Raw genomic sequence first — 18,736 nt, forward strand, 5'->3', positions numbered from 1 at the left:
GGTACAAGCCTGACCGCATTGACTCTATGCGGTTCGAACGAGCCGCACCCCCTCCGTATGCCGTTGTTCGCCAGGGGCGTGAAAGAGGGGTCGGGCCGTGACCTGCGGGCGCGCCGGACGCCGTCGTGCGCAGATCACCCGGCCCGACACGCGCGCGGCGCGTTGACCGCGACGCGCGCCCCGGGCAGGCTCGGGAGTGCGCCCCGCACGGACGGCCAGAAGGGTGGCGAGAGCGATGCACCAGCCGGACCAGCAGCCCGAGGACCCGACCGCGCCGGGAGCCGACGAGCGAGCCGCGCGGCCCGCGAGCGCGCCCGCCACGTGGGAGCAGGTCGTCGCCCGGTTCCACGGCGTCGTCGCCGAGGTGGACGACCCGCTGACGTGGGGCCTCGACCTCGACGAGGAGACGCTCACGGGGGCCGGGCACGGCGCCCACGACCCCGCGGAGGAGCGGTTCCTGCGCTCCTACGTCTCGTTCACGGGCGAGACGCTGGACGTCGAGACGCTGCGCGTCCTGGCAGCGCACGACGAGCAGGCGGAGGACATCGTCCGCACCGCCCTCAGCGGGGCGCTCGCCGCGCCGCTGCACTCCGACACCCCGGGCGACGACGACTTCCTCGACTCCTACCAGGAGTACCGCGCGGCGATGCGCGCGATCGTCGAGGAGGTCGACGTCGCGCCGGTCACGCGCACCACCTTCGTCGTCGACGACGAGCCCCAGGCATGCCTGCACGTCACCGTGCGGGAGCACGCGGCGGTGTACGTCCCGCTGGACGACCGGGCGCTCGTCGTCTCGGGTCCGGCCGATCTGCTCGCGCGCGTGGACGTCGTGACCCGCCCGCTGCGCAACATCCTCCAGGACGAGCCCGAGCCGAGGTTCTGACGCCCGACCCGGTCTTGCGGGCACCCGGGCAGCCGAACCCGGGGATACGGGTGGGTCCGGCGTCGGCAGGGACGACGACCCCGGGTTCGGGGAGCATCCGGCGACCCTCGTCCGTCGGTCCGGGACCGGCGTCCCGGGCGGAGGGCCGCGGCGCGGCCTAGGGTCGAGTCACGACCGGTGCCGGGCGACGGCGCCGGGACAGCACGCCGACGGCGCACGCGGTCGGCCGACCGGGCGGAGGTGGCGCAGATGCGCGGCGTGATCGTCGGTGTGGACGGGTCGGAGGAGTCCGGCGGCGCGCTCGACTGGGCGCTGCGCGAGGCGGCGGACCGGGGCGTGCCGCTCACGGCCGCGCTCGCGTTCGAGTCGCGGCAGGGTCCGGGCGACGGCCCGGACGCGGCGGCCGAGGAGAAGCGCGCGCTGGTCCGGGAGTGGCTGGACGCCGCGCACGCGCGCACGGGTCTCTCACCGGACGCGGTGACGACCGCGGCCGTCGCCGAGCGCGGCAGCCCCGCGGCGGTCCTGCTCGCCCTCGCCCAGCCCGGGACCGCCCAGCCCGTCCAGGACGACGTGCGCCCCGCCCCGGGCGACGGCGACGACGCGGACCTGCTCGTCGTCGGGCGCTGCGGCCGGGGACGCCTGGGACGCATGGTCCTCGGGTCGGTGCCGACCGCCGTCGTGCAGCACGCGACCGTCCCCGTGACCGTGGTGCGCGGCACGCCCGACGTGCGGCACGACCACGCGCGGCCCGTCGTGGTCGGGGTCGACGGGTCGTCCACGTCGGTCCAGGCGCTGCGGCACGGCGCGGACGTCGCGCGGCGCACGGGCGCGACGCTCGAGGCCCTGTTCTGCTGGCAGATCGTGTCGCTCGCACCGCTCCCCGACTCGTGGGGGTGGACGCCGCCGATCGACGACTACGAGAAGTTCGCCTCCCAGAAGCTCGACGCCGCGCTCGAGGCCGCGGGCGTCGACCTGCCCGACGACCGCCTCGTGCGCAGCGTGAAGCACGTGCACGCCGCGAAGGGGATCATCGAGGCCTCGTCGCACGCGGAGCGGCTCGTGCTCGGCAACCGCGGCGTCGGCGGGTTCGACCGCCTCCTGCTCGGCTCGGTGAGCCGGCACGCCGTCGAGTACGCGCACTGCCCCGTGACCGTCGTGCGGCCCCCAGACGCGACCCACCCCTCGGGCGCGCACGACGACAGCTGACGGTCTCGCACCGGCACGTCGCGACCGATGCCCATCTCCCGGCACGTCGGCACCACCGACGACCCGATCGTCACCGCTGACGACCACCAGCCGCCGCGCCTCGGAAGGCGAAGACGAGGACGCGGACGGCGAGCACGGTCCCGACGAACCCGAGCGCCGCGCCGAGGACGGCGAAGAGGCGCAGGCCCTCGACGAGCTCGGGGCCGGAGTCCGCGGAGACGAGCACGACCGCCGCCACGACGGCCGCGGCGGCGATGACCGTGGACACGACCTGCTGCACGAGGCCGGTGACGAACGCGCGGTCGTCGGGGTGGGCGAACGAGCGGACGTTGACGGTGAGCCGCCCGGCCTCGACGTCGCTCGTGATCTTCGCGAGGCGACGCGGGAGCCGTTCGAGCTCGGGGGCGAGGCCCAGGAAGAGGCTGGTCGCGCGCTCGCGCAGGCCCTCCGGCGTGACGACGCGCCGCACGAGCGGCTGCGCGGTCGCGCGCGCCCCGGCGACGAGGTCGAACCCCGGGTCGATCAGGCGCAGCGTCCCCTCGAGCGAGGTGAACGTGCGGAACGCGGCGGCGACCTGCGACGGGACGGCGAGCCCGGCGTCGGTGACGAGCCGGAACAGCGCGGTGAACATCGCGCCGCTCGCGCCGGCGCCGCGGAACCGCACGATCACCTGCCCGACGGCGCGCTCCAGGCGGCGCACGTCGAGGTCGGCCGGGGCGTCGAGCAGCTCGAGCAGCGCGTCGGTCGCGGCGACGGCGTCGTCAGCGTCGACCGCGAGCAGCACGGCCGCGAGCGCCAGGCGCTCGGGCTCGCCGAGCCTCCCGACGGAGCCCATGTCGAGGAGGCCGAGGCGACCGTCGTCGGTGACGAGCACGTTGCCGGGATGCAGGTCGGCGTGGAACGTGCCCGCGACGAGCACCTGCTCGAGCGTCGCGGTGAGGAGCCGGGAGGCGAGGTCGGCGCGCACGGCGTCGTCCAGGCCAGCGAGGACGTCCGCGGCGCGGCCGACGGGAACGCCGTCGAGCCGTTCCATGACGAGCAACGTCGTGCTGGACAGCTCGGGGTAGACCTCCGGGACGCGGACGCGCGGACCCGCACCCGGGTCGGCGCCGTCGGCGTCCGGCAGCCGCTCCCCCATCGCACCTCGCGCGAGCGCCGCGCGCAGCGCGAGCGTGTTCTCCAGCTCGACGGTGTAGTCGAGCTCCTCGCGCAGCGACGCCGCGAACCCGTCGGCGAGGTCGACGACGCCGAGCGATCGCCCCCACGCGGTGTCGCGCTCGATGCGGCGCGCGAGGCGACCGAGGATCGCCAGGTCCGTCTCGACCTGTGCCCGCGCGCCCGGCCGCTGGACCTTGACCACGACGTCCCGCCCGTCGAGCAGGCGCGCCGCGTGCACCTGCCCGACCGACGCCGACGCGAGCGGCTCGGGCGAGAACTCCGCGAACGCCTCGTCGATCGGCTGCCCGAGCGCGCCCGTGACGGCAGCCTCGACCTGCGACCACGGCGCGGGCGGGACCTCGCTCTGGAGCGTGGCCAGCGCGTCGGCGAACGTGGCAGGGAGCAGGTCGCGGCGTGTCGACAGGACCTGGCCGAACTTCACGAACGTCACGCCCGCGTCGCTGAGGGCGTCGCGCAGCGCGGCCGCCTGGCGGCGCTGGTCGGTGCGCGAGAGCCGGGACCCGTCGGGCTGCCGCGCGCCGCGCGTGAGCGCCCCGCCGAGGCCGTGCCGGACGCCGATCGCAAGGATCTGCGCGTACCGCCGGGTCTCGCGCCGCCCCTGGCGCAGTCCCCGCAACGCGCGCCACGGGCCGGGCACCGAGCCGGTCGGTATCAGCAGCTCGAGCACGAGCAGGACGCACAGCCCCAGCACGAACGCCCAGGCGAACGCGAGGACGATCGCCACGAGCGCGACGCCGGGCGCGACGGTGAGCGTCCCGTCCGGGCGCGACCAGCCGACGTCGAGCAGGCCGTTGGTGAGCACCCACGACGTGACGGTGAGCATCGCGAGCGCCACCACGGCGGAACGGATCCAGCCGACCGCGGCCCCCATGACGCGGCGCGCCGTCGCCGCGAGGAGCACGAGCATGACCACCGTGGAGACGACGCCGACGAGCCCGATGAAGAATCCGGAGACGACCTGCATGACCGTCACTCTTCCCGACGCCGCCGCGGATCACCACCACGCGCCCCGGCGGCCGTCCCGACCGCGCACCGGGACGCGCACCGCGCCGCCCGGCACGGCATGATGGAGCTCCCCGACAGGTCGGAGCCCCGATGACGAACGTCGACCTTCTCACCGACGCGCACCTCACCCACGCCCGGACCGCCCCGAACGGGCGCAGCGCCGAGGTCGTGCTGCACGACGGCCCCCTGCGTCAGACGATCCTCGCGCTGCGCGCGGGCGTCGAGCTCGGGGAGCACAACTCGCCGCCCGCCGCGTCGATCCAGGTGCTGCGCGGCCGGGTCCGCGTCACCGCGCTGGGCGAGGGCGACGTCGAGCTGGGCACCGGCGAGCTGCGCGTCCTCACGCACGAGCGCCACGCGGTGGGCGCGCTCGAGGACTCGGCGTTCCTCCTCACGACGGTGACGAGCATCCCGGACGCCTGAGCGACGACGCACGACCTCCGTCGCGCCGAACCCGGGTTCTCGGGTCACGGGCGCTCGACCGTGCCCGGCGACCCCGGGTTCGGCGGGTCGTCAGCGCCGCACCGCCAGCGCCGCGAGGGTGAGCGCGACGGCGTCCTCCGCGACGGCGCCCGGCCAGTCAGGGCGCGAACCGACGGCGAGGCGTCGCCACGCCGCACCGCCCCACGTCCCGACGGCGGCCCCCGCCGCGCCCGCGACCGCGGCGGCGACGACGCCCGCGGCTCCGGTGCGGCGTCGGGCCAGGAGGACGCCACCCGCCGCCCCGCTCGCGAGGCGGAACACCGGCCCGGGCGGGTCGAGGCGGCTCGGCGTCTGCGGAAGCTTGTCGCCGACCAGCTCGCCCGCGACCCCGGCAGCGGCCGCACCGCGCACGAGCACGCCGAGAACACCCGGGCCGTCGCCCGACCCGCGAACCCGACCCCCGACCCAGCCGCCGAGCACCGGCGCCGCGACGCCGAGGCTGCTGCGCGACCCCGCGGCGACGCCGAGCGCGAGCGCCCGGGCGAGGAGCGTCGTCGTGCCGGGTGCGGGTGCTGCGTCGTCAGACGTCATGGGGTCCTCCTGCGGCTCGTCGGCCGTGCTCGGTGGGCGGTCCTCACGAACGTAGCCGCTCCGGGCGCGGCCCACCCGGGCTGCGGGAGCGGTCCCGCTAGCCTGGGTCCGTGCCCGGACCCACTCTGAGCGAGGTCGCGCGCGACGCCGGCGTCTCCCTCGCGACCGCCTCCCGCGCGATCAACGGGAGCGCGAACCGCACGGTGCGCCCCGACCTCCGGGAGCGGGTGCTCGCGTCGGCCCGTCGGCTGGGCTACTCACCGGACCCGAGCGCGCAGGCCATGGCGCGCGGTCGCACGACGAGCGTGGGCCTCGTGGTGCACGACATCGCGGACCCGTACTTCTCGTCCCTCGCCGCAGGCGTCGCGGAGGCGGCCGACCGCGACGGGCTCATCGTCACGCTGACGAACACACGCCACTCGCCGGAGCGCGAGCGCGCGTTCGTCGAGCTCATGGACCGCCAGCGGGCACGGGCGGTCGTGCTGGGCGGCGGGCGGCTGGCGGAGGACGCCGACGGCGCGCTGCGGGGTGCGCTCGAGCGGTACCGCGCGTCGGGGGGCGGGGTCTCGCTCGTGGGTCAGCCGCTCGGCGACCTGCCCGCGGTGGAGATCGCCAACGCCGACGGCGCCGCGGACCTCGCGCGCGCGCTGCACGGCCTGGGCTACCGCGCGTTCGGCGTGCTCGCGGGACCGGGAGGCCACCGCACCGCGCTCGACCGGGCGCGCGGCTTCACCGAGGCGCTGGCCGGGCTGGGCTCGCCCGTCGCCGCGGACGCTGTCGTCGAGTGCGCGTTCACGCGAGACGGCGGCCACGGCGGGATGCGGGCGCTGCTCGACCACCTGGGGCACGGCCTGCGCGGCACAGGAACACCCGTCGCCGTCTTCGCGGTGAACGACGTCATGGCCGTCGGGGCGATGGCCGCGGTGCGCGAGGCGGGCCTGCGCGTCCCCGAGGACGTCGCCGTGGCGGGGTTCGACGACATCGTGACCTTGCGAGACGTCACGCCGGGACTGACGACGGTCCGCATCCCGCTCGCCGAGGTCGGGGAGCAGGCGCTCGCGCTCGCACTCGCGGCGCCTGACGACGACGCCGCGCCGCAGCGGGTCGTGGTCCGGGGAGAGGTCGTGCTCCGGGAGTCCACGCCGCCGCTCTGACGCCTCCCTGTTGACGCGGGAAAACGGTTCCCCTACGCTCACGGAAAGCGCATTCCGCGCTCGGCGGCCCGCCGGGCGCCCGACCGACGACGGAGCCGATCGATGACCACCACCCGAACCCTGCGGATCGCGATGAACGGCGTGACCGGCCGCATGGGGTACCGCCAGCACCTCGTCCGCTCGATCCTGCCGATCCGCGAGCAGGGCGGCGTCGAGCTCCCCGACGGCACGCGCCTCCAGGTCGAGCCGGTGCTCGTCGGGCGCAACGAGACCAGGCTCCGCGAGCTCGCCGCGCTGCACGACGTCGAGCACTGGACCACCGACCTCGACGGCGTGATCGTCGACCCCGCGACCGACGTCGTCTTCGACGCCTCCATGACCGCGCTGCGCGCCAAGACGCTCACCAAGGCGATGCAGGCCGGCAAGCACGTGTACACGGAGAAGCCGACGGCCGAGACGCTCGCCGAGGCGATCGAGCTCGCGCGGCTGCGCGAGGAGACCGGGGTGACCGCCGGCGTCGTGCACGACAAGCTCTACCTGCCCGGCCTCGTCAAGCTCCGCCGGCTCGTCGACGAGGGCTTCTTCGGCCGCATCCTGTCCCTGCGCGGCGAGTTCGGCTACTGGGTGTTCGAGGGCGACCACCAGGCCGCGCAGCGCCCGTCGTGGAACTACCGCGCCGAGGACGGCGGCGGCATGACGACGGACATGTTCTGCCACTGGAACTACGTGCTCGAGGGGATCCTCGGGTCGGTGCGGACCGTCACCGCGCAGACCACGACCCACATCCCCACGCGCTGGGACGAGCAGGGCAGGGAGTACGCCGCGACCGCCGACGACGCCGCGTACGGGATCTTCGAGGTCGAGACGCCGGGCGGGGACCCGGTCGTCGCGCAGATCAACTCGTCCTGGGCCGTGCGCGTCTACCGCGACGAGCTCGTCGAGTTCCAGGTGGACGGCACCCACGGCTCCGCGGTCGCCGGCCTGCGGCGGTGCGTCGCGCAGCAGCGCGCCCACACGCCCAAGCCGGTCTGGAACCCCGACCTCCCCGTCACCGAGCCGTTCCGCGACCAGTGGCTCGAGGTCCCCGCGAACGCCGACCTCGACAACGGCTTCAAGGCCCAGTGGGAGGAGTTCCTGCGCGACGTCGCCGCCGGCCGCCCGCACCGCTACGACCTGCTCTCCGCCGCGCGCGGCGTCCAGCTCGCCGAGCTGGGACTCCGCTCGTCGGCGGAGGGCCGCCGCCTCGACGTCCCGGAGATCGCGCTGTGAGCGCGCCCGCCGCCGCGCCCCGGCACACCACCCCACCGCTCCCCGGCGCGCGCGAGCTGCGCGACCGCGACGGCAGCGGCGCCGTCGTGCGCCTGCCCCGCTTCACCGACGACGGCCGCGTCGCCGGGACCGAGGTGCGCGAGCTGCTCGTGCCCGGGCCGTGGACGACGCCGTCCGCGCCCTTCACGTCGCGCGTCGCCTTCGCGGCGGCGCACGTCGTGCCGCAGGTCGGCGCGGAGAACGTGCCCGGCGCGCCCGCCGTCGTCGACTGGGACACGACGCTCGCCTACCGTCACCGCCTCTGGGAGCACGGGCTGGGCGTCGCCGACGCGATGGACACCGCTCAGCGCGGCATGGGCCTCGACTGGGCCGCGACCCAGGAGCTCGTGCGGCGCTCGGCGGCCGAGGCGCGGACCGTCGGTGGTCGGGTCGCGTGCGGCGCGGGCACCGACCAGCTCGACCCGGCCGTCGTCGCGGGCTGGGCGCCCGGCGACCCCGCCGCGCTCGCCGCCGTCACCGACGCCTACCGCGAGCAGGTGCGCGTGGTCCAGGACGCCGGCGCCCAGGTGATCGTCATGGCGTCGCGCGCGCTCGCCCGCGTCGCCCGCTCCCCCGAGGAGTACGCGCACGTCTACGACGCCGCGCTCGCCGAGGCCGAGGCGCCCGTGATCCTGCACTGGCTCGGCACGATGTTCGACCCTGCGCTCGCCGGGTACTGGGGCACGGGCGACGACGTCGCGGCCGCCACCGACGTGTTCGTCGACCTGGTCCGCGCCCACCAGGGCCGCGTCGACGGCGTGAAGGTGTCGCTGCTCGACGCCGGGCACGAGAAGGACCTGCGGGCCCGCCTGGCCGCGCTCGACCCGGGCGCCGGCGTCGCCGCGCCAGGTCCCGTCCGCCTCTACACGGGCGACGACTTCAACTACCCGGAGCTCGTGGTCGGCGACGGCCGGGCGCACTCCGACGCGCTGCTCGGCATCTTCGCGGCGATCTACCCCGCCGCGTCGACGGCGCTCGGCGCGCTCGACGCCGGGCACCCCGACCGCGCGCACGCGATCCTCGCGTCGACCGAGGCGCTGGGGCGCCACGTGTTCGCCGCGCCGACGTACTACTACAAGACGGGGATCGCGTTCCTGTCGTGGCTCAACGGCACGCAGCCCGCGTTCCAGATGGTCGGCGGCCTCCAGTCGGGGCGCTCGGTCGCGCACCTCGTCGCGCTCGTCCGGCTCGCGGACCGCGCCGGGCTCCTGCTCGACCCGGACCTCGCCGCGCGTCGCACGCGCGCGTTCCTCGAGGCGAACGGGGCGGCGTCGTGACCAGCGCGTCGTCCGGGGCCCGGAACGCACCCGACCTCTCGCGCTGCTCGCTCAACACCGCGACGGTCAAGCGCGCGACGCTCGAGGAGGCGGTCGGCCTCGCCGCCGAGGCGGGCTACGGCGCCGTCGGGCTGTGGCGCGACCGCGTCCAGGAGATCGGCGCCGAGCGGGCCGCGACGGTCGTCGCCGACGCGGGTCTGCGCGTCTCGTCGCTGTGCCGGGGCGGGTTCCTCACCGTGACCGGCGCGGACGACGTCGCCGCGGCGCTCGACGACAACCGGCGCGCGATCGAGGAGGCGGCCACGGTCGGGACGCGCGATCTCGTGCTCGTCGTCGGCGGTCTCCCCGCGAACGGGACGCCCGGGCAGGGACCACGGCCCGATGCCGGACCGGCCGACCGCGACGTCGTCGCCGCGCGCGGTCGGGTGGCCGACCGGCTCGCCGACCTCGCCCCGTTCGCCGCGGACCACGGCGTGCGGCTCGTGCTCGAGGCGCTGCACCCGATCTTCGCGGCGGACCGCGCGGTGCTCTCGACGCTCGGCCAGGCGCTCGACCTCGCCGCGCCGTTCGACCCGGCGGTCGTCGGCGTCGTCGTGGACACGTACCACGTGTGGTGGGACCCGGACCTGCGGTCGAGCGTCGCGCGTGCCGGGAGCGAAGGGCGCATCGCGGGCTACCAGGTGTGCGACTGGGTCCTCCCGCTCGCGGCCGACCCGCTGCTCTCGCGCGGGTACGTGGGCGACGGGTACGTCGACTTCGCGACCATCACCCGGTGGGTCGCCGAGGCCGGGTACGCCGGCGACGTCGAGACCGAGATCTTCCGGCAGGAGATCTGGGACGACGACCCGCGCCGCGTCGTCGCGACCGTGGCCGACCGCTATGACCGCCACGTCCTGCCGCACCTCACCGGCGCCTGACCGGCTCCAACCGGCGCGCGACCCGACCGGGCCCGCTCAGGCCCTCACCCCGCAGCCCGTGCGCTGCTCGGCCTCCCGCCGAGCGACGCACGGGTTGTGCTGCGTCGGCCCACGACACCCCCGAGGGGTTGACGCATCGGACATGACGGTGCATGATCGTGAGCAGAGCATACCCCCTAGGGGTATCTGGGAGGAGGAACGGTGGACCACCGTACGGAGCATGACCACGGGCACGGGCCCGGTCCGGGCACCGATGCCGCGCACCCGGGGTCGCACGCCCACCACGGCGGGCACGCACCCGCCCCGCACACGCCGACCCACGCGCACGCGGAGCACGACCACGCGGGCCACGCCGAGCACGACGCGCACGCCGAGCACGACCACGCCGGGCACGACGCGCACGCCGGGCACGACATGTCCGGCCACGGGGCCCACGCCGGGCACGACATGTCGGGCCACGGTGGCCACGGGGACCACGTCGGGCAGTTCCGCCGCCTGTTCTGGGTCATGCTCGTCCTCGCGGTCCCGACCGTCGCGCTCAGCCCGATGTTCGCGATGCTCCTCGGCTACGACCTGCCCGACGCGGCGTGGCTGCCCTGGATCTCGCCCGTGCTCGGCACGGTCATCTTCTTCTGGGGCGGACGGCCGTTCCTCACGGGCGCGGTGGGCGAGCTCCGCGGTCGCAAGCCTGGGATGATGACGCTCATCTCGCTCGCGATCACGGTCGCGTTCGTGTCGTCGCTCGGGGCGAGCCTGGGGCTGCTCGCGCACGAGCTCGACGTGTGGTGGGAGCTCGCGCTCCTCGTCGTCATCATGCTGCTCGGCCACTGGCTCGAGATGCGCTCGCTCGCCCAGACGGCGTCGGCGCTCGACTCGCTCGCCGCGCTCCTGCCGGACGAGGCGGAGCGCGTCGCGGACGACGGGACCGTGACCACCGTGGCGCCGACGGACCTGCGCGTGGGCGACCTCGTCGTCGTCCGCCCGGGCGGGCGCGTCCCCGCGGACGGCGAGGTCGCGTCCGGGTCGGCGGACGTCGACGAGTCGATGGTCACCGGGGAGTCGCGGCCCGTGCGTCGCGTCGTCGGGGACGCCGTCGTCGCCGGGACCGTCGCGACGGACGACGCGCTGCGCGTGCGGATCACGGCCGTGGGCGAGGACACCGCGCTCGCGGGCATCCAGCGCCTCGTCGCCGACGCCCAGGCGTCCTCGACCAAGACCCAGCGCCTCGCCGACCGCGCCGCCGGCTGGCTGTTCTGGTACGCGCTCGGCGCGGCCGCCCTGACGATCGGCCTGTGGCTCGTCTTCGGCACGCCCGAGCAGGCGCTGATCCGCGCGATCACCGTGCTCGTCATCGCGTGCCCCCACGCCCTGGGCCTCGCCATCCCGCTCGTCGTGTCGCTCTCGACCGAGCGCGCCGCGAAGGCCGGCGTCCTGGTGAAGGACCGCCTCGCGCTGGAGCGCATGCGCACGGTGGACACCGTCCTGTTCGACAAGACCGGGACGCTGACGGCGGGCGAGCCCGTCGTCGCGCACCTCGCGACCGCGGGCGGCACGACCGAGGACGAGCTCCTCGCGCTCGCCGCCGCGGCCGAGGCCGACAGCCAGCACCCGCTCGCGCGGGCGATCGTCGACCGTGCGTCGGAGCGCGAGATCGAGGTCCCGCAGGTGACCGACTTCCGGTCGCTCACCGCGGTCGGGGTCGAGGCGACGGTCCCCACCCCGCACGGCGCGCGCCGCGTCGCGGTCGGCGGCCCCGCGCTCCTGCGCGAGCGCGGCCTCGACCCGCTCCCCGACGCCGAGGCGTGGGCGCACGACGGCGCGACCGTCCTCCACGTGGTGGTCTCCCCCGACGTCGCGGGTGCGGACGCGGACGCGCGCCACGAGCACGGGCACGCGTCGGGCGAGGTCGTGGGTGCGTTCGCCCTCGCGGACGCGATCCGCCCCGAGTCCCGCGAGGCGGTCGACGCCCTGCACCGCCGCGGCATCAAGGTCGTCATGATCACGGGCGACGCCGAGCCCGTCGCCCGCGCGGTCGGGCGCGAGCTGGGCATCGACCAGGTGTTCGCGGGCGTGCGCCCCGAGGACAAGGACGCGAAGGTCGCCGAGCTCCAGCACGACGGCCGCGTCGTCGCGATGGTCGGCGACGGCGTCAACGACGCCCCCGCGCTCGCGCAGGCGGACGTCGGCATCGCGATCGGCGCCGGGACGGACGTCGCGATCGCGTCGGCCGGGGTGATCCTCGCGAGCTCCGACCCGCGCGCGGTCCTGTCGATCATCGAGCTGTCGCACGCCTCCTACCGCAAGATGCAGCAGAACCTGTGGTGGGCCGCGGGCTACAACATCGCGGCAGTGCCGCTCGCGGCGGGCGTGCTCGCCCCGGTCGGGTTCGTCATGCCGATGGCGGTGGGCGCGATCCTCATGTCCGCCTCGACGGTCATCGTGGCGCTCAACGCGCAGCTCCTGCGCCGCATAGACCTCGACCCGGCCCGGCTCGCCTCCCGGTGACCCCGCGGGACCCCGCCGCCGAGCACGACCTGAGGGTCGGAAAGAGGCGTTTGGCGACCCTCAGGTCGTGCTCGACAGCGAGGAACGTCGTGCTCGCTGCGAGACTGGGCGGGTGACCACGACGCACCCCGCCGACCGGCCCGTCGCCGGCGTCCTGCTCACGCCGGGCGCCGGCGCGAGCCGCGACCACCGCGCGCTCGTCGCGATCGACGAGGCACTCGCCGCGCTCGACCCGCCCGTGCCGGTGCGCCGCGTCGACTTCCCGTACCGGACCGCAGGCAAGCGGATGCCCGACCGGCCGCCGGTCGCGATCGCCCACGTCCGCGCGGAGGCCGAGGCCTTCGCCGCCGAGCTCGGCACGACGACGGACCGCCTCGTGCTCGGCGGCCGCTCGTACGGCGGACGCATGTGCTCGATGGCCGTGGCCGAGGGTCTGCCCGCCGCGGGGCTCGCGCTCGTCAGCTACCCCCTGCACCCGCCGGGCAAGCCCGAGCGCCTGCGCACCGAGCACTTCCGCGACCTCCACGTGCCCGTGCTCCTCGTCTCGGGGCGCACGGACCCGTTCGCGACCCCCGCTGAGCTCACCGAGCACACCGTCGCGATCCCCGGCCCGGTCACGCGCGTCGAGCTCCCGGGCGCCCACGACCTCAAGGGCCAGGACGCCGCGGTGTGCGACGCGCTCGTCGCCTGGCTCGCGACGCTCGGTCGCTGAGCCTCGGCGCGAGTCGCCTCGGCGTCGCCGGACCCGGAGCAACGCGGCGTCGACGCGCGGCGGCGGTCACGACGCCGCGCCCGGCGCCGACCTCTCGGCGACGGCTCGGGCGACCCGGTCGACCGAATTGTCCGGGGGCGTCTCCGGACCTTTCCGAGGACGCGGCCGGACTGCGTACGATGTGCCGCGGACCACGCCCGAGCCGACCCGGAGGTGATGATGCGCGCCGCTGGCCGACTGCTCGCGCTCGCGACGCTGGGGGTCGTCACGGCGGCGCTCGCCGCCTCCCCGGCGGTGGCCGCCGACCACGACGGCGGCGGCGTGCTCACCGTCACCGTCGACACCGTGTCCTTCGACGCGACCCGGCTGCACGAGGGCCCGGGGTGGCTCGGGTACGTCGTGACCCGGCCTGACGGGTCGCACGCGCGCAACCTCGGCGACAGCTACTCGAATGAGGACGCCGCGGACGGCGTGCTGGAGCTCGACGTCCCGCGGCGAGGCCCGTACAGCGACGGGTACTGCATCAGCTGGGTCCTCGTGACGGGCATCGACCGGCAGTTCGCGGGGTGGAACGGCGACGCCGCCGTCTGCACCACGGCCGCCGCTCCCTCGCCCACGACGCCGCCCCCCGCTCCCGTGCCCGACGCCCCCGTCGAGGCGCCTCCCGCGGTCGAGGCCGCGGAACCGGTCGCCGAGGCCCCCGTCCAGACGGCGGAGGCGCCCGAGCCGGAGCTCACCGAGGAGCCGACGCAGGAGCCGACGACCGAGGCCCCCGTCGAGCCCTCGCCCGAGCCCACGACGCCGCGGCCGGAGCCCTCCCGGACACCCCTCACGTCCGCGGCAGAGCGCATGGCGCCTCCCCCGCCCGCGGACGAGGCGTTCCCGACGCTCGCCGTCGTCGGCGTCGGCGGGCTCGTCGCCGCCGCAGCGGGTGGGGCGATCCTGCTCCTGCGCCGCGTCGGCTGAGCCGGCGCGCTCAGCGCGTGCGCGACGCGACGGTCCTGGCCGCGCGGCCCTGCCACCGCACCAGCTCGTCGATGTCGCCGGCCGTGTAGTCGGGGTCCGACGGATCGTGCGCGGCGACCACGGGGCGCGGGAACCGTGCGGTGCGCGCCGTCGGGTTCCCGGCAGCGCGAGGGGTCGGTGTATCGGTCTCGCGGAGAGTCATCGGGCTCTCGACCATCGTGGGCCTCGTCTCGTCGGACAGCATCGGCACGAGCCAAGACCGGGAACACGTCCGGCCGGTGACGGCAGACCGTCCGGCAGGCGAACAGTCGGCGGAGCTCCGGCGGCATGCAGGCCCGACGCGCGAGGTGGCAACGAGCCGGCGGGCTTCCTGTCTGCCGTCCGCGCCAGGGCGGGCGTGACCCCTACTGGCCGGAGCCGTTCAGCGGTGCGGCACTGCCGTAGGAAGCGCGGCGCTTGCCTGCGCGCTCGGCGAAGTCGTCGAGGGCGGCGAGAACCTCCATGGCCGACCATGTGACTCCGTGGCGATGAACGCGGGTCTCGTTGACGATCCCTGCCCGGGTCAGGACATCCATGTGGCGACGGACGTTCGTCGGGCCGATACCGAGCGCGTCGTCGAGCACCCTGGCATTGACGACCGGCTGGCGGGTCAGCAGGTCCGCGACGTCGTAGGTGCGCGCACCGCGTCGCACCGGAATGCGCTCGTCCCAGTCGGCCCGGATCGAGCGAACTTGCTCCACCAGCTGACGCCCGTTCACCACTGCGCGGGTGCTGGCCTGGACGAACTGATGGATGATCGCCGCGGGATGCCCTGCGCGGTAGGTCGTCAGTGCAGCGTAGTAGCTGTCGACGTCGGCCAGGAGGCCTGCCGACAGCGGCATGGTGACGTTCCGGGTCAAGCCTGAGCTGTGCATCATCGCCTGCACCAGTGCGCGCCCGGTGCGACCGTTGCCGTCGGCGAAGGGGTGGATGGTCTCGAACTGGGCGTGCGCGATCGCGACGTGCGCCAACGGGACGACGTCGGCGCGGGCGACGAAAGCGACCAGGTCAGCGATACCCTCCGGAACCCGCTCATGATGCGGGGGTACGAAGTCCGCTCCCGCGGGCGAGGTGTCCGAGCCGCCGATCCACACCTGCTCGGTGCGCCAGCGGCCCGCCTGTCCCGGGTCGTCGTCCCGCAGGAGCGCGTGGTGCATCCGCAAGATGGCGGCCTGGTCAGGCTCGTCGGACAACGCGAGCGCCGCACGCATCGCATGGGTGTTCGCCACGATCGTCGGGGCGTTGGAGCCGTTCTTGGCGGCACCCAGCTCTGCCATGGCGATGGCGCGGGAGGACGCGGTCAGCCGCTCGATCTTCGACGAAGCAGCCGACTCGCTGCGCAACAGGACAGAGGAGAAGGGTGCGAGCTCCCCGCCCATCTCGGCATCGAAGCGTGCAATCTCTCGCGACGCTTCGTCCGCCTCGGCAAGGAGCTCGCCGGGTAGCTCCACAGGCAGCGTGGCGATGGGCGGAACGATCGCCGCGACGTACTGTCGGGCAGGTGCACGCCCCATCAACCCCGCGCGCGAGTAGTGCCATTCCAGCTCTTCGAACGTCAGCGCGGGCCATCGCATCTGATCACTCACCACCTCGCTAACGTATCAGTTGGTCGATAACTGATACATGAGTCCGACCCGCTGGTATCAGTTCCCGCTCGCACCGGACATAGCAGGCTCAACCCTCGCGTCGCCTACGTCAACGACGACCTGGGGGGGGAACCCTGGAGAACGCTGTTCGAATGCGCAGCATCTCTCCATGGAGCACACCACGTGGACGCCCCTGCCGGTCCCACCGGTTGGTGTGCACCCGTCGACCGTGCACACGGTCGGGCGTGCGGCGCGCGCGGTGGCGGTCGTGGTGAAGTGCGCGCGAACCCCGGCGGCGAGGTCGTCGTCGAGCCACCAGCTCGCCGCCGCGGTCGACCTCCACGTGCAGCCGACCCCGGACGGCGGACGCGGACACGCCGAGATCGGCTGCGAGGGCGCTGGAGGTCGTCACGGGCATGGATCGCATCCCACGAACGGCGCTTCGCGACACGCATCGCTACACGAGTCGCTGCGGGAGGGCTTGTCCGGCAAACGCAGAAGCCCCGAAACCGTTACGGTTCCGGGGCTTCGGGGAGAGCCGCCTGTCGGAATCGAACCGACGACCTATTCATTACGAGTGAATCGCTCTACCGACTGAGCTAAGGCGGCATGCTACGTCCCGGTCCGCTCCGCGAACCGCTGGCAACGAGCGCCTACTGTACCCAACGACCGGGCCAGATTCCAAAGCGGCCTCCTGGGCCGCCGTCGGGCGCCCTCGGCGTCAGCAGCGCAGCCCGTCCTCGGGCACGGTCCCGTCCACCAGGTAGGCGTCGACGGCGTCGCCCACGCACGCGTTGGAGCGGCCGTAGGCGGTGTGCCCCTCGCCCTCCCACGTGAGCAGGACGGCCGACTCGAGCGTGTCCGCGAGGCCCTCGGCCCACACGTACGGGGTGGCGGGGTCGTTGGTCGTCCCGATGACGACGATCGGCGCGGCGCCCTCGGCGTGGAGGTCGAACTCCTGCTCCGCCACGGGGTACGCCCAGCCGTCGCACGTGAGGCCGCCGAACGCGAAGAAGTAGCCCATGGTGGGCGCCTCCTCCTCGAGGCGGTCGAACTGGGCCTGCATCGCGTCGGGGTCGTCGTCCTGGCGCCCGTCGAGGCAGTTGACCGCGCGGAACGCCTCCGACGAGTTGGACGAGTACGTCCCGTCGGGGTTGCGGTCGTTGTAGAAGTCGGCGAGGTAGAGCAGCAGGTTGCCCGTGCCCTCCTCGAACGCCTCCGTGAGCGCCTGCGTGAGCACCGGCCAGCTCTGGTCGTTGTAGAGCGTGACGGCGACGCCGTAGAAGCCGAGCGTCTGCGTCACGCGGCGGTCGGAGTCGGTGGGTAGCGGGTTCGCCTTCGCGGCGTCGAGGAGCGAGCGGATCTGCCGCATCCCCGCGTCGGCGTCCCCGCGCAGCGGGCAGTCGCCCCCGGCCTGGCAGTCCTCGACGTACGCGCGCAGGGCGTTCTCGAAGCCGACCGCCTGCTGCTCGGAGATCGTGTCGGGGTCGAGGCTCGTGTCGATCGCGCCGTCGAGCACGAGGCGCCCGACCTTGTCCGGGAACAGCCCCGCGTACGTCGCGCCGAGCTGCGTGCCGTAGGAGTAGCCGAGGTAGGCGAGCTTCTCGTCGCCGAGCACGGCCCGCAGCATGTCCATGTCGCGGGCGGCGCTCTGCGTGTCGACCTGGCCGAGCAGGTCGCCCGTGTTCTCGGCGCACGCGTCGGCCCAGGCGCGCCGGTCCTCCGCGAGCGCCTCGAGCCCTGCCTCGTCGGTGTCGAAGTCGCGTGACAGGGACTCGTCCTTCGCGGCGTCGTCGAGGCACACGACGGGCGAGGACTGGCCGACGCCGCGCGGGTCGAACCCGACGAGGTCGTACGCCTCGGCGACGCGCTCGCCGACCGTCGGGGCGAGGGACGTGACGAAGTCGATCCCCGAGGCCCCGGGACCGCCCGGGTTGGTGAGGAGCGATCCGATGCGCTCCCCCGTCGCGGGCTGCCGCTTGACGGCGAGCTCGATCTCGCCCGCCTCCGGGTCCTGCCACGAGAGCGGGGCGCGCGCCGTCGCGCACTCCCAGCCCGCCCCGCAGTCCTCCCAGGCCAGGCTCTGGCCGTAGAACTCCTCGAAGCCCTCCGGGCCGGTCTCGCCCGTGCCGGACGCGGAGGCCGCGACGTCGTCCACGGGGGTCTGCTGCTTGGGCGGCACCGAGCACGCGCCCAGGACGAGGGCCAGCACGAGGGTCGCGGCGCCGGCGAGGGAACGTCGAGCAGCGCGGGAGAGGGGCGTCGTCACCCGCACACGGTAGCCGCTCCCCCGACGCGCGCAGGACGGTCCCGCCGGGGCGGGACCGTCCTTTCACGCGCTCTTCACCGCTGGGGCGGCTACTCCTCGACCCAGGCGGACTCGCCGGTCGTGCCGTCCGCCGCGGGCGGCACGACGACGGTCCCGCGGTCGCCGAGGACGACGCTCACCTCGCCGCTCGCGTCCACGTCGTCGGGGACCCCGACCACGGACGTCGACGGCACGTAGTCCATCGTGCAGGGCGTGTCCGGGGCGATCTCGACGAACGTCACGACGACGTCGCCGCCCTGGACCGCGGCCTCGTCCTCCGCGAGCACGGGGCACGTGCTCGACCCGTACGTCACGACGAACAGCAGCCCGGGCTCCGCGCTCCACGCGGCGCCCGTCCCGCCCTCGGTCGGCGCGTCGACGCCGGGCGGCAGGCCCGTGCCGTGCGCACCCGCCACGACGTCCATCGTCCCGGCGTCGGGCAGGCCCTCCTCCTCGGAGGCGTCGTCCGACGGCTCCTCGGACGCGTCGTCGCTCGGCGCGGTGGACTCCTCGGAGGCGGACGCGTCGTCCCCGCCGCCGTCGGTCTCGGAGGCGCACGCCCCCAGCAGGCCGACCGCGAGGACGAGCGAGAGCGCGGACGCGGTGCGAACCGTCCGGGAGACGGGGCGGCGGACGGGAACCATGAGCACTCCTCGGTCGGCGACGGTGGCGCGACC

16 protein-coding genes and 1 tRNA gene are annotated in these 18,736 nt (G+C 75.0%); 10 read left to right on the plus strand and 7 right to left on the minus strand.

Annotated features, from left to right (window positions below; translation table 11 throughout):
• The first annotated feature begins 235 nt into the window (after window positions 1-235).
• Entirely contained in the window at window positions 236-883 is a 648-nt protein-coding gene (locus ACFC2L_RS01460; protein WP_375822455.1) for a hypothetical protein, read from the plus strand.
• A 249-nt stretch (window positions 884-1,132) separates the two neighbouring features.
• Complete coding sequence (locus ACFC2L_RS01465; protein ID WP_375822456.1) at window positions 1,133-2,089, plus strand: universal stress protein; 957 nt, start codon at window positions 1,133-1,135, stop codon at window positions 2,087-2,089.
• A 70-nt stretch (window positions 2,090-2,159) separates the two neighbouring features.
• On the opposite strand, the gene ACFC2L_RS01470 is transcribed toward ACFC2L_RS01465, so the two are convergent.
• Window positions 2,160-4,232: an ABC1 kinase family protein gene (locus tag ACFC2L_RS01470; protein WP_375822457.1), complete on the minus strand. Its 2,073-nt coding sequence runs from the start codon at window positions 4,230-4,232 to the stop codon at window positions 2,160-2,162.
• A 131-nt stretch (window positions 4,233-4,363) separates the two neighbouring features.
• Between ACFC2L_RS01470 and ACFC2L_RS01475 the strand changes: the two genes are divergently transcribed.
• Window positions 4,364-4,696: a cupin gene (locus ACFC2L_RS01475; RefSeq protein WP_375822458.1), complete on the plus strand. Its 333-nt coding sequence runs from the start codon at window positions 4,364-4,366 to the stop codon at window positions 4,694-4,696.
• A gap of 90 nt (window positions 4,697-4,786) precedes the next feature.
• Here ACFC2L_RS01475 and ACFC2L_RS01480 read toward each other — a convergent pair whose 3' ends face one another.
• Window positions 4,787-5,287, minus strand: coding sequence for a hypothetical protein (locus tag ACFC2L_RS01480; RefSeq protein ID WP_375822459.1), 501 nt, complete (start codon window positions 5,285-5,287; stop codon window positions 4,787-4,789).
• Window positions 5,288-5,397: 110 nt separating this feature from the next.
• Here ACFC2L_RS01480 and ACFC2L_RS01485 point away from each other — a divergent pair, with 110 nt between their 5' ends.
• From ACFC2L_RS01485 to ACFC2L_RS01515, 7 genes are all read left to right on the plus strand, one after another.
• Entirely contained in the window at window positions 5,398-6,441 is a 1,044-nt protein-coding gene (locus ACFC2L_RS01485) for a LacI family DNA-binding transcriptional regulator (RefSeq protein ID WP_375822460.1), read from the plus strand.
• Window positions 6,442-6,543: 102 nt separating this feature from the next.
• Complete coding sequence (locus tag ACFC2L_RS01490) at window positions 6,544-7,710, plus strand: Gfo/Idh/MocA family protein (protein ID WP_375822461.1); 1,167 nt, start codon at window positions 6,544-6,546, stop codon at window positions 7,708-7,710.
• 86 nt (window positions 7,711-7,796) lie between these two features.
• Entirely contained in the window at window positions 7,797-9,026 is a 1,230-nt protein-coding gene (locus ACFC2L_RS01495; RefSeq protein WP_375822760.1) for a dihydrodipicolinate synthase family protein, read from the plus strand.
• A complete protein-coding gene (locus ACFC2L_RS01500; protein ID WP_375822462.1) occupies window positions 9,023-9,943 on the plus strand; it encodes a sugar phosphate isomerase/epimerase family protein in 921 nt (306 codons plus the stop codon). Before ACFC2L_RS01495 ends, ACFC2L_RS01500 begins: the two co-directional genes overlap by 4 nt.
• 201 nt (window positions 9,944-10,144) lie before the next feature.
• Window positions 10,145-12,448 carry a heavy metal translocating P-type ATPase gene (locus ACFC2L_RS01505; protein WP_375822463.1) on the plus strand — a complete coding sequence of 768 codons (2,304 nt, stop codon included), beginning with the start codon at window positions 10,145-10,147 and terminating at the stop codon, window positions 12,446-12,448.
• A 112-nt stretch (window positions 12,449-12,560) separates the two neighbouring features.
• On the plus strand, window positions 12,561-13,160 hold the full coding sequence (locus tag ACFC2L_RS01510; protein WP_375822464.1) for an alpha/beta family hydrolase: 600 nt from the start codon (window positions 12,561-12,563) through the stop codon (window positions 13,158-13,160).
• Between the two features lie 219 nt (window positions 13,161-13,379).
• Window positions 13,380-14,126 carry a hypothetical protein gene (locus tag ACFC2L_RS01515; RefSeq protein ID WP_375822465.1) on the plus strand — a complete coding sequence of 249 codons (747 nt, stop codon included), beginning with the start codon at window positions 13,380-13,382 and terminating at the stop codon, window positions 14,124-14,126.
• A gap of 10 nt (window positions 14,127-14,136) precedes the next feature.
• On the opposite strand, the gene ACFC2L_RS01520 is transcribed toward ACFC2L_RS01515, so the two are convergent.
• The 5 genes from ACFC2L_RS01520 to ACFC2L_RS01540 form a co-directional block, all read right to left on the minus strand.
• Window positions 14,137-14,328, minus strand: coding sequence for a hypothetical protein (locus tag ACFC2L_RS01520; RefSeq protein WP_375822466.1), 192 nt, complete (start codon window positions 14,326-14,328; stop codon window positions 14,137-14,139).
• Between the two features lie 202 nt (window positions 14,329-14,530).
• Window positions 14,531-15,754, minus strand: coding sequence for a Fic family protein (locus ACFC2L_RS01525; RefSeq protein ID WP_375822467.1), 1,224 nt, complete (start codon window positions 15,752-15,754; stop codon window positions 14,531-14,533).
• A 533-nt stretch (window positions 15,755-16,287) separates the two neighbouring features.
• A tRNA-Thr gene (locus ACFC2L_RS01530) sits at window positions 16,288-16,360 on the minus strand.
• Between the two features lie 112 nt (window positions 16,361-16,472).
• A complete protein-coding gene (locus ACFC2L_RS01535) occupies window positions 16,473-18,020 on the minus strand; it encodes an alpha/beta hydrolase (RefSeq protein ID WP_375822468.1) in 1,548 nt (515 codons plus the stop codon).
• Between the two features lie 89 nt (window positions 18,021-18,109).
• Window positions 18,110-18,703 (minus strand): hypothetical protein, encoded by a 594-nt coding sequence (locus ACFC2L_RS01540; RefSeq protein ID WP_375822469.1) that lies wholly within the window; start codon window positions 18,701-18,703, stop codon window positions 18,110-18,112.
• Window positions 18,704-18,736: the final 33 nt, after the last annotated feature.

This window comes from Cellulosimicrobium sp. NPDC055967 (genome assembly GCF_042269845.1).
Taxonomy (GTDB): Bacteria; Actinomycetota; Actinomycetes; order Actinomycetales; family Cellulomonadaceae; genus Cellulosimicrobium.